This window comes from Pollutimonas thiosulfatoxidans (genome assembly GCF_004022565.1).
In the GTDB taxonomy this organism is placed as follows: domain Bacteria; phylum Pseudomonadota; class Gammaproteobacteria; order Burkholderiales; family Burkholderiaceae_B; genus Pusillimonas_D; species Pusillimonas_D thiosulfatoxidans.
The window spans coordinates 2,409,003-2,427,365 of record NZ_CP022987.1 but is presented as its reverse complement, the minus strand read 5'-3'; the positions used below and the strand labels follow the sequence as shown (position 1 = coordinate 2,427,365).

Below are 18,363 nucleotides of genomic sequence, written 5' to 3'. Positions count from 1 at the left end.
GTTCTGACTGACACGGACTGCGCGTTCTGTAGCATGTCGCCCCTAATCTCTTCATTCGTTGGCCGTATTGTAGGCAGCCACGCCGCATGGTGAGGATGTCGCTCTCGACCAGCCTTGCGGGGTAATGCAAACGTTTCTGGGCGTGTCCCTCCGCCTGACGGCTGCGGGCCGGGCTGTCGTGCTTCGCATCAAGCCGCCTGCGGCGTCTTGCCCCTGCGGGCTTCCATCCCTCACGTCTTCGCGCCTGCCGGCGCTGCGCGCTGCGCTTGCCCCGGGCCGCTGGCCCAAGTAAGAGCCGCGCCGGGCGCGGCTGTGGGCGCTCGCCGCGCGGCTGCCGTGCGGGGTCATCGCTCGGGCGGGCCGTTTTTCCGTCTTCCGTGAGTTCTGTCGCCAAAACCGCCGACTGTATCACTGCGCTTCTCCCTCCAAGGGATTCGCTTCGCCGGGTACTCACCCGGTCCCTCCGCTTCGCTTCGGGCTGCGGCTTCCGTTCCCGCCCCTTTCCGGTCGGCGCTACATGATCCAGATCGGCACGGCGACGGAACTCACGGAAGACGGCGGCAAGACCGGAGAGCCAGCGTAAACCCCACACGGCGGATTTACGTTCCGGCTCAAGAATCTTCGGATTCGGTCAGCTGAAAACCCGAAACCTCATTTGGAGATCAGATCATGAACACCTATGAAGCGAAGCAAGCAGCACGGAAAGCAGGGTATCAGGCCAAGGCCGCACAGGCCGAACGACAGGCAGACGCGGCACACGCCCAGGCGCACGACATGGCACAGGCCATTCCCTTTGGTCAGCCGATTCTGGTGGGCCATCACTCCGAACGTGGCGACCGTCGCTATCGGGGCCGCATCCAGCAGAGCTATGAAAAATCCTTTGAGTTGCAGAAGAAGGCCGAACACTATGCAGACAAGGCCGCAGCAGTAGGCAAGGGCGGCATCTCCAGCGATGACCCGCAGGCCATCGAAAAGCTGAAAACCAGGCTGGCATCGTTGCAGGCATGGCAGGACGCTATGAAGAAATTGAATGGGGTTCTTCGCCGCCATGCCAAGGCCGAGCCGGAAACCTGCATCAGCGCCCTCGTAGCCAGCGGTCTGGTGGACGATACTCGCGCCCGCGAACTGGTCAAGCCTGATTTTATGGGTCGTATCGGTTTTGCACCGTACCAACTGCAGAACAACAACGCCAATATTCGCCGCATTGCCCAACGCATCAAAGACCTGGAGAAAGTGGCTGACCGGCCCGAGTTTGAACGCAGCGGCCCCGGCTACACCTACCGCGAGGATCCGCAGGAAAACCGCGCCATGTTCTTGTTTGACGGCAAACCCGCCAAGGAAACGCGCGACTTGCTCAAGCGCCACGGATTCCGCTGGAGTCCGACACGCAGCGCCTGGGTGCGGCAACTGACCGGCAACGCCCAATGGGCCGCCATGGATTTCATGCGCGCCCTGGAACTCGCCCAGCGACAGCAATAAGCCTTTCCTGTCTGGGCGGAGGGTCGCCCAGACATTCCCCCCGACTGACACAAAGGAGAAGTCACCATGGCATCGTTGAACCGCGCCACTCTGATCGGCAACCTTGGCAAAGACCCCGAAGTCCGCTACACCGCAGAAGGTGCAGCCGTCTGCTCAGCGTCGATTGCTACGACTCACCAATGGAAGGACAAGGCCACAGGCGAGCGCCGCGAAGAAACCGAATGGCACCGCGTCGTTTTCTATGGCCGACTGGCTGAAATTGCCGGTGAATATCTGCGCAAAGGCCGCACGGTATTCGTGGAAGGCCGCCTGAAAACCCGCAAGTGGCAGGACGCCGACACCGGCACAGACCGTTACACCACGGAAATCATTGCCGACCAAATGCAGATGTTGGGCAGCAGGGAAACCGCCAAGGATGAAACTGCACAAGCTGCACCGGCAGCCCGCCCGAAAGGCCGCAGCAGCAAGGCGAAGGCACCCACTGCAACGCCTGACGAAATCGATACATCAGATATTCCATTCTAATCGACAGCCCACCACAGGTCGGGTAACACCGGCCTGGCGAAAACCGCGACTGGCCCGGCTTTGCCGGGCCTTGTTGCGTGTGTCGCCGGAATCCTCGCGCTGACCGACACAGATCATTAAATCAGGCTGGACTGTCGCGGCGGTTCCAGCGGGATGGCATCGAATGCCGCAGCGGGCGGCAGAGTAAACAGCGCCTGCGCGTCGTCCTGGCTGCCGTTCAGCCATTGATCGACATCGGCCAGCTCAATCGGAATCACCGAGCGCTTATCCTGCGCGCCGACAGGTTTGGAGGGATCCGGCTTGTGCATCCTGTTCATCAGGGGGTGAGCGTCTGCGTTCAGCGTAAGCATGGTGTAGCTTTCTACCACTTCGCCGGTTTCCCGGCTCACCCAGGTATTCCACAGACCGGCCAGCCCCCAGGGCGCACCATCGGCGCGCCGGAACCGCCACCACACATTGCTGCCGCTTTCCCAACAGGGTTCATCGAAGGATTCCGCCGGAATGATGCAGCGCTGCCCCCGCGCCCAGGCTTGCCGAAAGGTGGGCTTTTGCGCTAGTTCTTCTGCGCGTGCATTGTTGGTGGAATAGGGCAATTTGGCATCCTTGGCGAATGGGGGAATCAGCGCCCACTGGCCTACGGCAAGTTCCCGCCCCTGGTCGCCTGCACGAATAAACGGCCCCATACCCCGGGGATGCACCTCTGGCCCCCAGAGCCTTGGCGGGTTCTGGCGTCCTACATGCCAGTAGCGTTCAACAGCCGCCTGATCGGGTGTTACGTAGCGATTGCACATAGAGAAATTCTCGCGTGTTTGCTGTGGGTGTGCAATGTCGGGCTTGCTGTTCTCTGCGGGTGGTTTGCTGTTGGGGAGCATGTCAGAGCAGCTTGTGCTGCTGGTGCCGTGCAGTTCCCAGGCTGCGCCTGGGACCCTGTCCGGTGACGATGCCAGCCCGGTTCCCGGCCTGGCTGGGACTTTCCGTCCTCAAATTCGCCTTCGCTCATTTGTGGCCTTAAAAGTCCCACACATGACGCACCCCTGGCGGGGTGGGGAAAGGGTTGTGTTTTCAAATGCCTAGCGGGAAAGCGTTGTGACCTCCGATGCAGGACAAACAGGGCTGCAGAATTGCATAAGCCGTTGATTGGAAGGAGGAAGGAAAGGCCACGGGTGTAGCCTTCCGGGGCGTAGACGGTGGAATAAATTCTTTCCGCAGTTGTGCCACTACATCTCGACGGCTGGCTTTATACACTCTCATGACTTGCTGAGGGCATGCCAGCTGCAGCATGGCTGCAACTGGACTACCCACCAATTACACATTGCCTGCAACCGGCCTGCACAATTGCGTCAATCTACCTCAAGGTCAGATTCGACAGGTAGAGTCGATGCGGCCAGCTCCTTTTCATCCTGGCCAAAGACCTTTGCGGCAGCAGGCTGCAGGTCGTGCGCCAGTCCCTTGTAAGTCTGCCTGTCCACTCTTTCCGGCAGCTTCTCTGCATCGTCGGTGAACACCGTCACCTCATGCCGTTCCCGCGAGATGCTGACGTAGTAGGTGTCCTGGGCGGTGGTGCGGCTGAAGCTCTCGGCGTTGTAAAGCACCCGGTCGCAGGTCAGCCCCTGAGCGCTGTGCGCGGTGGTGGCATAGGCGTAGTCCATGTTCAAGGGCCGGTCTGTGGGTAGCTGGACATGGCGGCCCTGGGTTTCCAGGGTGACGCTGCCCGCGTCGATGGCTACGACTTTCGCCAGTTGCCCGTTGACCAGATCATGTTGAGCATCGTTGCGCGTGATGCGGACATGGTCGGCTACGGACAATTCTGCCTCGTTCAGATGATAGACAGACAGCTTGCTCATGGTCTTGGGAATGATTTCTATGGGCTGCGTGGTTGTTGGGTCTGCGTGGAAAGGTAGGACGTTTATACGGTCATGGCGGGCGCTGCCGGTCACGCGGTAGAGTTCGCCGCGTTTCAGGCCGCACTTGTAATCACGCTCTGGAATCACGATGTCCCCCACGGTGTAATAGCGGGCCACACTGCGTTCGGCGCGTGTGGTGTCATGCCGGGCCAACAATTGGCACGGGCGGCCTTTGCCTTCCAGGCCAAGCAGGGCGTGAATGCGTCGATTGATTGCATTCCTTGAGGCGTTGGTGCCGGTCACGACGATGGTGTTGGCCTGTTCGGTGGCCGTCAGTCCGGTGTAGGACTTCGCGATGGCCTCATAACGGGCTGAGCTGTCGCGGGTCTTCCTGCCATGTTCGTCGGTGGTGAACTCATCTGGAATGACGCGGATGGTATTTAGCAGCGGCAAGGAGTGACTGGCCCGGCCTGTGGCAGCGAGTTCGACCGCCTGGCGCAGCCGCGCCGAGCGTTGGCGCTGGATGTCGCCCATCAAGACGGTCTTCATTCCCTGTTCCTGCAGCATGGCAAAGGCGCGGCCGGCCTCGATGGCCTTGGTCTGGGCCGTGTCGCCCAGCAGCACCACCTTCGCGCCTGTTGGCTGAATGAGGGCCAGCAGCTTGTCCATCTGTCGCACCGGTACCACCCCGGCTTCGTCGATAACCACTACTGATGTCGGTCCTAGGGAGTCCAGGAAGGGGCGCTTGTCGGCAGCGGCCAGGATGGAGGCAATGGTGTTGGCCGCAATGCCGTCTTGGCGCAGGTTGCGAACCATGTTCCCGTAGGGAGCCAGGGCCGTCATGGCGTGACCCTGTTCACGCAGAATGGTTTGGGCGTTTTGCAGGGCGAAGGATTTCCCCGTACCGGCGAGCCCCTGGATGCCTGCTACTTGATCGCTGCCAGTGGTAATCAGCATGACTGCTTCGCGCTGGCCGGGGGTCAGCAGGGTATCCAGAGCATTTTCAGCGTCGGCGGCGTTGATCGTAGATTGCCAGGCACCACGGCCTGTCTGTTCAGCAGCCAGTATCCTGGATTCGGCTTCATGGGCCTTGCGGGTGGCGTAGCGTGGGCTTTCCATCAACAGGCGGCCCTGGGCAATGGCGTCATCAACCAGCTGCAGGGCAGTGTCCTGGTTCAATCCAGCCAGCCGGGTGACTTCAGCAGCCCATCCTTCGCGGGTCATGGGCTGGGCGTTCTTGTCCTGTGTGCTGCTGTAGTGCGGCGCTTCCTGGATCAGCGCACCGGATGCGACACGGCCCTGGATGGCTGCCTGAATGGCTGTGATGTTGGTATGGCCCCCGGCATGGCGTACGGCGCTGTGCAGCAGATCGGCCAGGGGCATGACGGACTCGCGTTCAGCCAAGTGCTGGATGGCCCAGTCCAGCGAAGCCTGTGCGACAAGATCGGCAGATATTTCCCGTGCTTCTGGTGCCTGTCGTTCAGCGTCGTGGCGTGCTTGGTCAAACTGCATTCCGATGGTTGCTGCCGCTTCCCGCCACTGCTGATGCAGTTCCGCGCGGCTGAAAACCTGGGTTTTCTCCTGGCGGTGTGCCAGATTGATACCCTGGCGCAGCGCATGAGGGGCGTTGTCGCGGGCGGTGCCGCGAGCCGTCAGTTCAGCCGTGATGCCGGCGCTGCGCTTACTGAAAAACTCGATCTGTTCACGGGTGATATGGGCCAGTTCGATATGGTTCTTTTCATGGCGAACGGCATACCCCAGGGCGCGGACATTACGTTCCAGCTCAGCCTGATAGATGGAGTCTGTCACCCGCAGCAGCTTGAAAATCGCCTCGTTCGAGAGCGACACCCAGTTGTCGTCGGCGCGCTGAGTCAGGTTCATCAGCAGGGCGTGAACATGCAGGTGAGGGTCAGGGGCTGCGTCTTCCGTAGGGCGGGCGGTTTCATGGCGGAACTTGGCAATGATGAGATTGCCTGTCTGTTCCACCCGCGACTTGCCGTTTTCCTTGTGGCGACCCATGGTCAGATGTTGTTCGACATAGGCCAGAGCAGCAGTCACCGCTTGATCGTTGGCATGAATCAGGCGTTCATCGCCGCCAATCAGTGCCTGCAGCGTGATGCTCTTGGGCGCACCAAAGGTCAGATCAAGCGCAGCACGGGCCTTGGCATCCTTGCGGATCGACCGGCCAGCCGTCACATTCCGGCCGAAGTCGCCCTGCAACATGGCTTTGAAGCGGGCAGGGTCAATCTCACCGACGGCTCCCAGGCGCCGGGCGCCATCGCCTTGCCAAGTTGCGGCACCACCGTCGCGGCTGTAGTAATCGTCAGCCTGGTCGGCGTAGTAGTGGGTGGCAAGGGACGCGCGAGCGCGGTAGATCTGACTGTGCGAGATCATGGGGGCTCCGGGAGAGGTAGTGTGAGGGGTTGGTCGGCAGGTGGAAAGCCTGCGTCAGTATTGGATTAGAAAGGAGAGGAAGGTGAATTGACACTCAGTTTATCTACTGGCTCTGTAGATAATGCCGGCATCTAACGTGTCTGTGAAACGGTGGTTTTCTGAACAGATCATAGTGGCGCACTTGTCATTTTCAGAAGACGACTGCACCAGTTGATTGGGCGTAATGGCTGTTGTGCAGCCAGCTCCTGACAGTTCAATATCAGAAGTGATCTGCACCAATCTCGACTATGCTCAATACTCGTGTGCACCAAAGCGAGGTGAGCATGGCGACGGAGGCTCTGTTGCAAAGATTGGCGGCAGTCAGAGGTAGGCTGTCGCTCTGCGCCGATCAGGCGGCTGCTGCGAAATGGTGGTTGAGCATGCCCATGGCCTCCGTCAGCGCCGAGGGCCCAATGCCAAAAGCTCTCTCCACAAGGCGCACCTCGCCCCTGATGCCGGGCTGCAGGCACCAGGGGCGAGCCTGTCCTTTGCGCAGGGCTCGCATGACTTCGAATCCCTTGATCGTGGCATAGGCCGTGGGGATCGATTTGAAACCGCGCACCGGCTTGATCAGTATCTTGAGCTTTCCGTGATCGGCCTCGATCACGTTATTGAGGGCTCTGTTGCAAAGATTGGCGGCAGTCAGAGGTAGGCTGTCGCTCTGCGCCGATCAGGCGGCTGCTGCGAAATGGTGGTTGAGCATGCCCATGGCCTCCGTCAGCGCCGAGGGCCCAATGCCAAAAGCTCTCTCCACAAGGCGCACCTCGCCCCTGATGCCGGGCTGCAGGCACCAGGGGCGAGCCTGTCCTTTGCGCAGGGCTCGCATGACTTCGAATCCCTTGATCGTGGCATAGGCCGTGGGGATCGATTTGAAACCGCGCACCGGCTTGATCAGTATCTTGAGCTTTCCGTGATCGGCCTCGATCACGTTATTGAGATACTTCACCTGCCGGTGGGCCGTCTCCCGGTCCAGCTTTCCTTCGCGCTTCAATTCGGTGATCGCTGCACCATAGCTCGGCGCTTTGTCGGTATTGAGCGTGGCAGGCTTTTCCCAGTGCTTCAGGCCTCGCAGGGCCTTGCCCAGGAACCGCTTCGCTGCCTTGGCGCTGCGGGTCGGCGACAGGTAGAAATCGATCGTGTCGCCCCGCTTGTCGACTGCCCGGTACAGGTAGGTCCACTTGCCCCGCACCTTGACGTAGGTTTCATCCAGGCGCCAGCTCGGATCAAAGCCACGCCGCCAGAACCAGCGCAGCCGCTTCTCCATCTCCGGGGCGTAGCACTGGACCCAGCGATAGATCGTCGTATGGTCGACCGAAATGCCGCGTTCCGCCAGCATTTCCTCAAGGTCGCGATAGCTGATCGGATAGCGACAATACCAGCGCACCGCCCACAGGATCACATCACCCTGGAAATGGCGCCACTTGAAATCCGTCATCGTTCCGTCCGTCCAATCTCCGCCAAGCATGCTCAAGCTTCACGATTTTTGCAACAGAGCCCACACGAGTATTGAGCATAGTCGAGATTGGTGCAGATCACTTCTGATATTGAACTGTCAGGAGCTGGCTGCACAACAGCCATTACGCCCAATCAACTGGTGCAGTCGTCTTCTGAAAATGACATTTGGTATCTCTCATAAACGGATGTTTTTGAGAGAACTATCTTCGGCCTTCACACGCACGAAAGGCGGCGAAGCTCCGCCGTTAATCCGTCCGCCGGAGATCTCGCCCAGGCAGGCTGAAGGCCGAGCAAGCCTGACAGGCCCGAAAAGCCCGGCACGGGCGTCGGCGGCGATGACGGCGGCGGCATTATCCAGGGTTGATGATGGAAGTGGAGGATATCGACAACCTCTCGCGCAACCAAGACATCGCGGTCGGACTGCAAGTGATCTTGAAGCCACGGGCCCGTCCCACCCCGACATGGACCTCGATGCCCGAACGGACGTTAGATTTCGAGTTCTAGGCGTTCTGCGATGAAGGTTGGATCCCAGCCGGGATTGAAAGTGTCGACGTGGGTGAATCCGAGCCGCTCGTATAGGCCACGCAGGTTCGGGTGGCAGTCGAGCCGCAGCTTGGCGCACCCCTGCGTTCGCGCGGCATGGCGGCAAGCCTCGATCAGCGCGGAGCTGACACCCCGGCCCGCATGTGTCCGTCGCACCGCGAGCTTGTGCAGATATGCGGCCTCCCCCTTGAGGGCGTCGGGCCAGAACTCGGGATCCTCGGCCGACAAGGTGCAACAGCCGACGATGCCGTCGCTGCAACTCGCGACTAGGAGCTCGGATCTCAGGACGAAGGTCTCCGCGAATGTCCGGTCGATCCGCGCGACGTCCCAGGCGGGCGTTCCCTTGGCGGACATCCACGCCGCAGCGTCGTGCATCAGCCGCACAACCTCGTCGATATCACCCGAGCAGGCGACCCGAACGTTCGGAGGCTCCTCGCTGTCCATTCGCTCCCCTGGCGCGGTATGAACCGCCGCCTCATAGTGCAGTTTGATCCTGACGAGCCCAGCATGTCTGCGCCCACCTTCGCGGAACCTGACCAGGGTCCGCTAGCGGGCGGCCGGAAGGTGAATGCTAGGCATGATCTAACCCTCGGTCTCTGGCGTCGCGACTGCGAAATTTCGCGAGGGTTTCCGAGAAGGTGATTGCGCTTCGCAGATCTCCAGGCGCGTGGGTGCGGACGTAGTCAGCGCCATTGCCGATCGCGTGAAGTTCCGCCGCAAGGCTCGCTGGACCCAGATCCTTTACAGGAAGGCCAACGGTGGCGCCCAAGAAGGATTTCCGCGACACCGAGACCAATAGCGGAAGCCCCAACGCCGACTTCAGCTTTTGAAGGTTCGACAGCACGTGCAGCGATGTTTCCGGTGCGGGGCTCAAGAAAAATCCCATCCCCGGATCGAGGATGAGCCGGTCGGCAGCGACCCCGCTCCGTCGCAAGGCGGAAACCCGCGCCTCGAAGAACCGCACAATCTCGTCGAGCGCGTCTTCGGGTCGAAGGTGACCGGTGCGGGTGGCGATGCCATCCCGCTGCGCTGAGTGCATAACCACCAGCCTGCAGTCCGCCTCAGCAATATCGGGATAGAGCGCAGGGTCAGGAAATCCTTGGATATCGTTCAGGTAGCCCACGCCGCGCTTGAGCGCATAGCGCTGGGTTTCCGGTTGGAAGCTGTCGATTGAAACACGGTGCATCTGATCGGACAGGGCGTCTAAGAGCGGCGCAATACGTCTGATCTCATCGGCCGGCGATACAGGCCTCGCGTCCGGATGGCTGGCGGCCGGTCCGACATCCACGACGTCTGATCCGACTCGCAGCATTTCGATCGCCGCGGTGACAGCGCCGGCGGGGTCTAGCCGCCGGCTCTCATCGAAGAAGGAGTCCTCGGTGAGATTCAGAATGCCGAACACCGTCACCATGGCGTCGGCCTCCGCAGCGACTTCCACGATGGGGATCGGGCGAGCAAAAAGGCAGCAATTATGAGCCCCATACCTACAAAGCCCCACGCATCAAGCTTTTGCCCATGAAGCAACCAGGCAATGGCTGTAATTATGACGACGCCGAGTCCCGACCAGACTGCATAAGCAACACCGACAGGGATGGATTTCAGAACCAGAGAAAGAAAATAAAATGCGATGCCATAACCGATTATGACAACGGCGGAAGGGGCAAGCTTAGTAAAGCCCTCGCTAGATTTTAATGCGGATGTTGCGATTACTTCGCCAACTATTGCGATAACAAGAAAAAGCCAGCCTTTCATGATATATCTCCCAATTTGTGTAGGGCTTATTATGCACGCTTAAAAATAATAAAAGCAGACTTGACCTGATAGTTTGGCTGTGAGCAATTATGTGCTTAGTGCATCTAACGTTTGACGTGAGGGGCCGCCGTAGCGGCGAAGCCGCGAAGGGAACCCGCAAGCGCAGCTTGTGGGCGGTCCCTCTCGACGGAATGGTTAGATGCGACCGTTTTAGTGAACACTTGCCTTAGATAGCAAGTTGAGCACAGCAACGCCGCTGATAATGAAGCCGACACCAACAAATCCCCACATATCTAGTTTTTGACCATGCAAAACCCATGCAATCGCAGTGACCAAGACGATCCCGAGGCCCGACCAAACTGCGTAGGCGATTCCAACAGGAATCGATTTGAGTGTCAGCGACAGGAAATAAAAAGCAGCAGCGTATCCCGCTACGACGATAAAAGACGGTACTAACCTAGTAAAGCCCTCACTAGACTTGAGCGCAGAGGTTGCAATGACCTCAAAAATAATGGCCGTAGCCAGAAATAACCAATTTTTCAAAATATTTCTCCATGGAGTTCCGCGAAGAAATTTTAGGTTCGATTTAAGAAAAAAAACAGTCTTGTTGCTGGCCGAAATTTGTGCGCACAGCAAAGCATCTAACGTTTGACATGAGGGGCGGCCAAGGACGATAGCCCTTGGACGTCCCCCCGATGCCCCCCCCCCCCCCCCCCCCCCCCCCCCCCCCCCCCCCCCCCCCCCCCCCCCCCCCCCCCCCCCCCCCCCCCCCCCCCCCCCCCCCCCCCCCCCCCCCCCCCCCCCCCCCCGATACGCAAAAAAAAAAAAAAAAAAAAAAAAAAAAAAAAAAAAAAAAAAAAAAAAAAAAAAAAAAAAAAAAAAAAAAAAAAAAAAAAAAAAAAAAAAAAAAGCCGACGTCCCCTCGATGGAAGGGTTAGACAGCACTGCGCGCCTGCTCGAACGCCTGACGTGTTTGAACCATGTATACGGCCGGTCCATCTGGGGTGTTTATGGTTCTTTGCGCCACAAAACCCGCCTTCTCGTAGCACCGGATTGCGCGTAAGTTGTTCGGCGACGGGTCCGTTTGGATCTTGGTTACCTCAGCGTCTTTGAACAGCATCTCAACGAGCGCGCAAACGAGCTTGGTTCCCAAGCCCTTGCCCAGCTGCGATGGATTCGCCAGAGACTGGTCTATTCCGCGTACTCCTGGATCGGTTTCGTCTTCCCACCATCCGTCACCGCTTCCGAGTGCAATGTACGACTGAGCGTACCCAATCGGTTCTTCATCCAGCATTGCGATGTAGGGAGTGACGGACTCTTTCGCCAGGGCGCTTGGTAGGTATTGCTCCAGCACTTCAGCAAGTGTTGGACGTGTTTCTTCTCCGCCCCACCACTCAACGATGTGAGGCCGATTTAGCCAGTCATGGAGCATCGGAAGGTCGTGCTCGGTCATGAGGCGCAGCGTGACGAAGCTAATGGTAGTGGTCATGAGAACGGTCTTTGTGCTGCCTAACTTTGTTTTAGGGCGACTGCCCTGCTGCGTAACATCGTTGCTGCTCCATAACATCAAACATCGACCCACGGCGTAACGCGCTTGCTGCTTGGATGCCCGAGGCATAGACTGTACAAAAAAACAGTCATAACAAGCCATGAAAACCGCCACTGCGCCGTTACCACCGCTGCGTTCGGTCAAGGTTCTGGACCAGTTGCGTGAGCGCATACGCTACTTGCATTACAGTTTACGAACCGAACAGGCTTATGTCCACTGGGTTCGTGCCTTCATCCGTTTCCACGGTGTGCGTCACCCGGCAACCTTGGGCAGCAGCGAAGTCGAGGCATTTCTGTCCTGGCTGGCGAACGAGCGCAAGGTTTCGGTCTCCACGCATCGTCAGGCATTGGCGGCCTTGCTGTTCTTCTACGGCAAGGTGCTGTGCACGGATCTGCCCTGGCAGGGCATCAACGAAGACCAGAACCTGGGCATCGCCATCACCCGCCGTGCGCTGGAAGCCCCGCTGCGCGCCATCGTGGCCAACGCCGGTGAAGAACCGAGCGTGATCGTGGCCAACGTCAAGGCCGGCGAAGGCAGCTACGGCTACAACGCCGCCACCGGCGAGTTCGGCGACATGATCGCCATGGGCATCCTGGACCCGACCAAGGTGACCCGCTCGGCCCTGCAGCACGCCGCTTCCGTCGCCGGCCTTGCGATCACGACCGAAGTGGTCGTGGCCGAAGTGCCGAAGAAGGAAGAGCCGGCCATGCCGGGTGCTGGCGGTATGGGCGGCATGGGCGGCATGGATTTCTGATCCGGTTGGCCCGGTCGTCAGGGAACCGGACCGCGCCAGCGCGGTCCGATCCCGGCAACGACCCGACATCAAGGCCCCAAGGACGGGGCCGGAGCCCGGCAGCGATGCCGGGCTTTTTGTTGTGCCCGCGCCGCGGCAATGTCTGACGCGAAGATCAGAACGCACCGATACGAACGTGCGAACACAGGCGCAACACTGAGCAGCCGTCCCCGCACCGGAGCGCTGCGTGCCGCGCCTCGCCACATCCCGGCGGCAAGCCGCGGGATGCGCGCCACTGCCGTCCGCCCACACCGGTTCGCGGTACGCGCGCCACGCGCCCGAGCGCACGCTGCTGTACGCGTTGGTAGAGGCGCACTACCCGGACTTCATTGCACGGATCGAAGCGGAGGGCCGCTCGCTGCCCGGGTATGTCCGCGAGGCGTTCGATGCCTACCTGCGTTGCGGCGTACTCGAGCACGGCTTCCTGCGGGTGGTGTGCGAGCACTGCCGTGCAGAGAGGCTGGTGGCCTTCTCCTGCAAGAAGCGCGGGTTCTGCCCGAGTTGCGGCGCGCGACGCATGGCCGAGAGTGCGCGGCACCTGGTCGAGGAGGTGTTCGGCCCGCGGCCTGTGCGGCAATGGGTGCTGAGCTTTCCGTACCCCTTGCGTTTCCTGTTCGCCAGCAAGCCAGAAGCCATTGGCCCGGTGCTGGGCATCGTGCAGCGCGTGATCGCCGGCTGGTTGGCCGATCAAGCCGGCATCGACCGCGCCAGCGCCCAGTGCGGCGCGGTGACGCTGATCCAGCGTTTCGGCAGCGCGCTGAACCTGAACATCCACTTCCACATGCTGTGGCTCGACGGCGTGTACGTGGAAGCCACCGAGCTGCCGCGGCGCGAACTGCGCCTGCACCGCGCCCGTGCGCCCACCACCGCGCAGTTGACCCAGCTGGCAGCTACCATCGCGCACCGGGTGTGTCGGCACCTGACGCGCAAAGGCTGGCTCGAAGGGGAGGGCGAATCGGCCTTCCTGGCAGACAGCGCTGCAGGCGACGACAGCATGGATGGGCTGCGGATGAGTTCGATCACCTACCGCATCGCCACCGGCCGCGACGCTGGCTGCAAGGTCGTCACGCTGCAAACGCTGCCCGGTGACGCCGGTTCGCTGGAGGGCGAAGCCGGCAAGGTCGGCGGCTTCTCACTGCATGCCGGCGTGGCGGCCGAAGCACACGAAAGCCACAAGCTGGAAAAGCTGTGCCGCTACATCACGCGCCCGGCGATCAGCGAGAAGCGGCTGTCGATAGCGCTCCAGGGCAGGGTGCGTTACCAGCTCAAGACCCCGTGGCGCAATGGCACCACGCATGTGGAATGGGATCCGGTGGATTTCATCGCCAAGCTGGCGGCGCTGGTCCCGCCACCTCGCGCGCATCTCACCCGCTTCCACGGCGTATTCGCCCCGAATGCAAACCTGCGTGCGCAGCTGACGCCCTCGGGGCGCGGCAAGCGGCCTGCGGGCGATGCGGCGCCAGTGGACGTCAGCGCCCACGACGCGCCGCGCAGCCCCGAGGAGAAGCGCCGTGCGATGAGCTGGGCGCAACGGCTCAAGCGGGTCTTTTCCATCGACGTCACCGCCTGCGTCCACTGCGGTGGCACCGTGCGGATCGTCGCCAGCATCGAGGAACCCACCGCCATCCGCGCCATCCTCGCCCACTTCGAGAAGCACGGCGCGCGGGAAGAAGCGCACTACAGGCCCGCAGCGCGCGCGCCGCCAGTGCAAGCCGCGTGACGATCTGCCGGCTGCACAGCCGACGGCGAAACCGGAATCCGAGCCGATGCGGCCACGATCCGCAGGGCGGCGCTCGGCCCGCTGTCGGGAATCAGCGAAGCATGGCTGCTGACAACGCCGCTGCGTGGCCCCGCGATGCCGAAATCCCACTCACAGACGTCCGATCCGTGCCCAAAACGGGGCTTGCGCGACCGCCGCCTACCCAGCAGACTGCCCGAAAAGGGCGTTTGAACTTCCTATACGCAAGGAACGTCTCGCCTGCCAAATCGGGCCATGTGACGGCTGACCGCTTGGCGAGCGGATGCCGTTCCGGTAGCACCGCCAAGAGCGGTTCGGTCCATGTGCGACGGGAATGGCAGTCGGGTGGTTGGGGCGTGCCCGCGACGAACGCCACGTCCAACCTGCCGGCGCGAAGCTGCACCACCGCTTCACGGGCCGGGCCTTCGGCGATCTCGACTTCAACATCGGGGTAATCCTTGCGGTATTGGCCGATCAGCTTTGCGAGGAAGCTATGCGGAATCAGGGCATGGATACCGATACGAAGCCGGCCGCTTTCTCCGGCTGCCGCCATGCCGGCGGTTTTCACCGCATGGTCGAGTTGGTCAATACCTACGGCTATCCGCTCGACGAAATGGCGTCCGGCCTCGGTCAGCCGAACGCCGCGCGCATGACGCTCGAACAAGAGGATGCCGAGGTCTTCTTCCAGTGCCTTCACGCGGGCGCTGACGCTGGACTGTGCAACGCCGAGCGCGTTGGCGGCGTGACGGAAGTTGAGATATTCGGCGACAGCGAGAGTGTGAACTAAGGTCATCATTGGCACTCGCCCCGAAAGGAGATGATTGCTCAACAGATTTAATCCGTCATTTCTCCTAAGTCTACGCATGCCAAATCGCCATGACTAAATCACAATGAAGTTGCGAATGGTCTGCGTAGTATTGGCAGACATATTAAATAGAGGATCGCGCCGACAATCCAAACCCAACCGTTCCATGCCCCGGCGGTGGCAGAATAGAGTGCTGTGAAGCCAAGCGGTCCTGCGATAGAGCTTAGATTGGTGAGGCTCGTTAGCGTTCCTTGCAAAGCCCCTTGCTTGTTACTGCTGACATTGTTTGAGAGCATTGCCTGCAAGGCCGGCATGCCAACACCCCCGGCGGCAAGCAGCAACAGAATCGGGAACACCATCCATCCCTGCGTGGCAAAAGCCAGAAGAACGAAGCCAGTCGCATCCGCAGCCATGCCAAACAGCAGCGTGCGCCGCTCTCCAAGCCGGCTTGAAAGCGGGCCGGTAACAAACGCTTGGAAGATCGCATGTGTTGCCCCAAACGCCGCGAGCGACAAACCAACGGTCGCGGTGTTCCACTGAAAACGGTCCTCGCCATATATGACCCATAGGGCTGCAGGCACTTGGCCGATCAGTTGAATAATGAAGAAAACTGCGAAAAGCGCACCTAGCCCGCGCAATGCATCATCCAGCCGTAACAGAACGAATGGTTTGATGCGAACCGGCTTTCCGGTCCCGCCATGGCTGTGATGAGTCTCCTTGAGGAAAATGCAGGCAAGCAGGAACGCGAACCCGTTGAGAAGGGCGGCGGCGATAAACGGGGCATGAGCAGAGATACCACCGAGCATGCCACCAAGTGCTGGCCCGGCAATCATGCCCGCCCCATAACAGGCCCCCATGTAGCCGAACCAGCGTGCGCGAGAACCTTCCCCCGTCGAATCGGCAATGGTTGAGGCTGCTACAGCTCCGGTTGCGCCCGTGACGCCGGACACGAGTCGGCCGATATAGAGCACCCATAAGACCGGCGCTGATGCCATAATCGTGTAATCGACTGCGGCTCCTGCAAGAGAAGCCAGAAGTACCGGACGCCGACCGTAAGAATCCGAAAGCTGTCCAAGCATGGGCGCGAAGACGACCTGCATCAATGCATAGAGCGACAGCAAGGCACCATAGTGTCCAGCGACCTGCTCTGCTGGCACAAGCTCACGCAGAAGCGTCGGAAGGACGGGCATGATGAGGCCGAGACCCATGGCGTCAAGACCCACGATCAGCAGGGCAATGATGGCAGAGCTGCGCACCTGAAACTCCAGCGCCGCTCAATGGAGCGACTTTATCAACGATAAGGAGATGGACATATAACTTATCGGTGATAAATTGTCAAGCACTGGCGAAGGAACGTGAATGACCAAACTGGACAAGGGCACCGTGATCGCGGCGGCGCTAGAGCTGTTGAACGAGGTTGGCATGGACAGCCTGACGACGCGGAAGCTCGCTGAACGCCTCAAGGTTCAGCAGCCTGCGCTTTACTGGCATTTCCAGAACAAGCGAGCGCTGCTTGATGCGCTCGCCGAGGCGATGCTGGCGGAACGCCATACCCGCTCGCTACCCGAAGAGAATGAGGACTGGCGGGTGTTCCTGAAAGAGAATGCCCTGAGCTTCAGAACGGCGTTGCTCTCTTATCGGGACGGCGCGCGTATCCATGCCGGCACTCGACCGACAGAACCGAATTTTGGCACCGCCGAGACGCAAATACGCTTTCTCTGCGCGGAGGGCTTTTGTCCGAAGCGCGCCGTTTGGGCGCTCCGGGCGGTCAGTCACTATGTGGTCGGTTCCGTTCTCGAGCAGCAGGCATCTGATGCCGATGAGAGAGTTCCGGACAGGCCAGATGTGTCCGAGCAAGCACCGTCGTCCTTCCTGCACGATCTGTTTCACGAGTTGGAAACAGACGGCATGGATGCTGCGTTCAACTTCGGACTCGACAGCCTCATCGCTGGTTTCGAGCGGCTGCGTTCATCTACAACAGATTAGAGGCTTATGCCCCTTTGCCGCCCCAACTGCCACGACACCGATCCGCTTTGCACGATGCCCATGACCTCACGGCCGAGCTGGCGGTCGATGACCGGCCGCCACGGGACAAGGGAAATGAGCGGTATCTTGCCAGACAGGATACCGCCATTCACGAGGTTTCGAAGATTATTGCGCCGCATCGGAGCGGGCTTGCTTCCAGTCGTCGGCTAGACGACTGGCGACTTCTCGGTGGCAGCATCACGGGATCGAAGGAGCGCCAGCCCCAACGACACCAGCACTGCCATTGCCGTGGCGTAACAAATCACGGGCCACGCTGTATCGCCGTTTAACAGCGTCACCGCCAATGTCCCGACGATACTGACTATCAGGCTTTGGATGCAGAAGTAGAACGCAACCGCTGATCCAGCGATGTCGTCGAACTGCGCAAGTGCGCCGTTGGCGGTAACGGACACCGTGAAGACAATGCCGACCGCGACAACCCACATCGGCAGGATGAAGCTGAAAAATGACGGCGATCCGAAAAGTTGGCCGATCCCCAACAGGATCGCGCCGGAAACGAGCAACGCCATCCCGCGCGCTACGCATCCCGCGATACCCCATTTGGCAACGAAGGACTTTGCGAAGCGGGTTGTCGTGACCATGACCAGCGCGACAGTCGCGAAGGCCAAGCTAAATCCGATCTCGGAATAGCCGGCTTGGCCTATGAGAACACGGGGGGCTGTCGAGAAGAAAACGAAGAATGTGCCCATGCCGGCACTAAATCCGACCGTGTAAACCCAAAAGGCCGGACTCGCGAAGATCGGCAAAACAGATCGTTGCGTTCTGGCCTGATCCAACGGTCGGGTTTCATGCCACCTGAAACTGGCGTTTAAGAGTGCGAGCGAAGCCAGTGCAGCCAGTGTGATGAAGATCGCCTGCCATCCCCAAAACTCGCCGATCAGCGCACCGGCTATAGGGCCGAGCGCAGGCACGAACGCCAGCATCGAACTGAAAAGGCCGTAGATGACGGCACCTTCGGGACGATTGGCATATACGTCGCGCACGGTCGCGAAGGTGGCCACCAGCATGGCCGATGCTCCAACAGCCTGAACCAGACGAAACGCAACAAAGGCTAATGCAGTTGAAGAACAAGCCGCTCCCAGAGACGCAGCAACGAAAGCCGTTGCGCCTACAAGCAGGATCGGCCGTCGCCCGACGCGATCGGAGAGTGGCCCAAAGATCACTTGGCCCACACCGAGCATCACCATGTAGAGGCTCAACGTGAGTTGGATTATGGATGGAGTCGTGTTCAGGACGCCCGGCATCGCCGGAACGACTGGAAGATAAATATCCATCGCCAGCGAGGCGAGGATGTCGAAGGGAGCCATAAGCAGCAAGGCTGCCGGCAGCGTATAGGCCCACGCGGGGCGTGTGGTGGTCATGACGAATCAACCGCTCGATTAAGGATACCGGGCAGCGTCT

15 protein-coding genes and 4 pseudogenes are annotated in these 18,363 nt (G+C 60.3%); 6 read left to right on the top strand and 13 right to left on the bottom strand.

From position 1 onward, the window contains the following. Positions 1–669 precede the first annotated feature (669 nt). Together CKA81_RS11735 and ssb are read left to right on the top strand one after the other, a co-directional pair. Positions 670–1,479, top strand: coding sequence for a DUF3560 domain-containing protein (locus tag CKA81_RS11735; RefSeq protein WP_128355427.1), 810 nt, complete (start codon positions 670–672; stop codon positions 1,477–1,479). A gap of 66 nt (positions 1,480–1,545) precedes the next feature. Then, on the top strand, positions 1,546–2,004 hold the full coding sequence (gene ssb / locus CKA81_RS11730; RefSeq protein WP_128355426.1) for a single-stranded DNA-binding protein: 459 nt from the start codon (positions 1,546–1,548) through the stop codon (positions 2,002–2,004). Positions 2,005–2,120: 116 nt separating this feature from the next. On the opposite strand, the gene CKA81_RS11725 is transcribed toward ssb, so the two are convergent. From CKA81_RS11725 to aac(6')-31, 9 genes and pseudogenes are all read right to left on the bottom strand, one after another. Continuing rightward, complete coding sequence (locus tag CKA81_RS11725; protein WP_128356760.1) at positions 2,121–2,795, bottom strand: SOS response-associated peptidase; 675 nt, start codon at positions 2,793–2,795, stop codon at positions 2,121–2,123. A gap of 549 nt (positions 2,796–3,344) precedes the next feature. Beyond that, entirely contained in the window at positions 3,345–6,242 is a 2,898-nt protein-coding gene (gene mobF / locus CKA81_RS11720) for a MobF family relaxase (protein WP_128355425.1), read from the bottom strand. 388 nt (positions 6,243–6,630) lie between these two features. Further along, positions 6,631–6,897: pseudogene (locus tag CKA81_RS11705) on the bottom strand (DDE-type integrase/transposase/recombinase); the annotation flags it as partial. Between the two features lie 54 nt (positions 6,898–6,951). Next, positions 6,952–7,716: an IS6-like element IS6100 family transposase gene (locus CKA81_RS11700; protein WP_001389365.1), complete on the bottom strand. Its 765-nt coding sequence runs from the start codon at positions 7,714–7,716 to the stop codon at positions 6,952–6,954. Between the two features lie 506 nt (positions 7,717–8,222). Beyond that, a complete protein-coding gene (locus CKA81_RS11690; RefSeq protein ID WP_000376623.1) occupies positions 8,223–8,723 on the bottom strand; it encodes a GNAT family N-acetyltransferase in 501 nt (166 codons plus the stop codon). 127 nt (positions 8,724–8,850) lie between these two features. Continuing rightward, complete coding sequence (sul1, locus tag CKA81_RS11680) at positions 8,851–9,690, bottom strand: sulfonamide-resistant dihydropteroate synthase Sul1 (protein WP_000259031.1); 840 nt, start codon at positions 9,688–9,690, stop codon at positions 8,851–8,853. After that, on the bottom strand, positions 9,684–10,031 hold the full coding sequence (locus tag CKA81_RS11675; protein ID WP_000679427.1) for a quaternary ammonium compound efflux SMR transporter QacE delta 1: 348 nt from the start codon (positions 10,029–10,031) through the stop codon (positions 9,684–9,686). Before CKA81_RS11675 ends, sul1 begins: the two co-directional genes overlap by 7 nt. Positions 10,032–10,241: 210 nt before the next feature. After that, entirely contained in the window at positions 10,242–10,574 is a 333-nt protein-coding gene (gene qacG2 / locus CKA81_RS11670) for a quaternary ammonium compound efflux SMR transporter QacG2 (protein ID WP_003830719.1), read from the bottom strand. Positions 10,575–10,965: 391 nt separating this feature from the next. Next, positions 10,966–11,520 (bottom strand): aminoglycoside N-acetyltransferase AAC(6')-31, encoded by a 555-nt coding sequence (gene aac(6')-31, locus CKA81_RS11665; RefSeq protein WP_044424439.1) that lies wholly within the window; start codon positions 11,518–11,520, stop codon positions 10,966–10,968. Positions 11,521–11,680: 160 nt separating this feature from the next. On the opposite strand from aac(6')-31, the pseudogene intI1 reads away from it, so the two are divergent. The 3 genes and pseudogenes from intI1 to CKA81_RS11650 form a co-directional block, all read left to right on the top strand. Further along, a pseudogene (intI1, locus tag CKA81_RS17345) lies at positions 11,681–11,980 on the top strand (class 1 integron integrase IntI1); the annotation flags it as partial. Next, positions 11,981–12,334 (top strand): annotated as a pseudogene (locus CKA81_RS17075) (TCP-1/cpn60 chaperonin family protein); the annotation flags it as partial. It abuts the pseudogene before it with no gap. Positions 12,335–12,560: 226 nt separating this feature from the next. Further along, positions 12,561–14,093: an IS91-like element ISCR3 family transposase gene (locus CKA81_RS11650; RefSeq protein WP_001747814.1), complete on the top strand. Its 1,533-nt coding sequence runs from the start codon at positions 12,561–12,563 to the stop codon at positions 14,091–14,093. Positions 14,094–14,184: 91 nt separating this feature from the next. On the opposite strand, the gene CKA81_RS11645 is transcribed toward CKA81_RS11650, so the two are convergent. Together CKA81_RS11645 and tet(G) are read right to left on the bottom strand one after the other, a co-directional pair. Continuing rightward, positions 14,185–14,907, bottom strand: coding sequence for a LysR family transcriptional regulator (locus tag CKA81_RS11645; protein ID WP_223151157.1), 723 nt, complete (start codon positions 14,905–14,907; stop codon positions 14,185–14,187). Positions 14,908–14,996: 89 nt separating this feature from the next. Further along, the gene (gene tet(G), locus CKA81_RS11640; protein ID WP_001257840.1) at positions 14,997–16,172 is read right to left on the bottom strand and encodes a tetracycline efflux MFS transporter Tet(G); all 1,176 of its coding nucleotides are present in this window, start codon (positions 16,170–16,172) and stop codon (positions 14,997–14,999) included. Between the two features lie 103 nt (positions 16,173–16,275). On the opposite strand from tet(G), the gene tetR(G) reads away from it, so the two are divergent. After that, a complete protein-coding gene (tetR(G), locus tag CKA81_RS11635; RefSeq protein ID WP_000163574.1) occupies positions 16,276–16,902 on the top strand; it encodes a tetracycline resistance transcriptional repressor TetR(G) in 627 nt (208 codons plus the stop codon). Here the strand turns inward: tetR(G) and CKA81_RS17180 are convergent. Together CKA81_RS17180 and CKA81_RS11625 are read right to left on the bottom strand one after the other, a co-directional pair. After that, a pseudogene (locus tag CKA81_RS17180) lies at positions 16,899–17,015 on the bottom strand (DUF3363 domain-containing protein); the annotation flags it as partial. The gene tetR(G) and the pseudogene CKA81_RS17180 sit on opposite strands and share 4 nt — an antisense overlap. Positions 17,016–17,108: 93 nt before the next feature. After that, positions 17,109–18,323: a chloramphenicol/florfenicol efflux MFS transporter FloR2 gene (locus CKA81_RS11625; RefSeq protein ID WP_000214125.1), complete on the bottom strand. Its 1,215-nt coding sequence runs from the start codon at positions 18,321–18,323 to the stop codon at positions 17,109–17,111. Between the last annotated feature and the right edge of the window lie 40 nt (positions 18,324–18,363).

Coding starts and splice junctions, on each gene's coding strand:
- CKA81_RS11625 (WP_000214125.1), bottom strand. CDS start 18,323: ATGACCACCACACGCCCCGCGTGGGCCTATACGCTGCCGGCAGCCTTG.
- CKA81_RS11675 (WP_000679427.1), bottom strand. CDS start 10,031: ATGAAAGGCTGGCTTTTTCTTGTTATCGCAATAGTTGGCGAAGTAATC.
- CKA81_RS11725 (WP_128356760.1), bottom strand. CDS start 2,795: ATGTGCAATCGCTACGTAACACCCGATCAGGCGGCTGTTGAACGCTAC.
- CKA81_RS11700 (WP_001389365.1), bottom strand. CDS start 7,716: ATGACGGATTTCAAGTGGCGCCATTTCCAGGGTGATGTGATCCTGTGG.
- CKA81_RS11735 (WP_128355427.1), top strand. CDS start 670: ATGAACACCTATGAAGCGAAGCAAGCAGCACGGAAAGCAGGGTATCAG.
- sul1 (WP_000259031.1), bottom strand. CDS start 9,690: ATGGTGACGGTGTTCGGCATTCTGAATCTCACCGAGGACTCCTTCTTC.
- CKA81_RS11645 (WP_223151157.1), bottom strand. CDS start 14,907: ATGATGACCTTAGTTCACACTCTCGCTGTCGCCGAATATCTCAACTTC.
- mobF (WP_128355425.1), bottom strand. CDS start 6,242: ATGATCTCGCACAGTCAGATCTACCGCGCTCGCGCGTCCCTTGCCACC.
- CKA81_RS11690 (WP_000376623.1), bottom strand. CDS start 8,723: ATGGACAGCGAGGAGCCTCCGAACGTTCGGGTCGCCTGCTCGGGTGAT.
- ssb (WP_128355426.1), top strand. CDS start 1,546: ATGGCATCGTTGAACCGCGCCACTCTGATCGGCAACCTTGGCAAAGAC.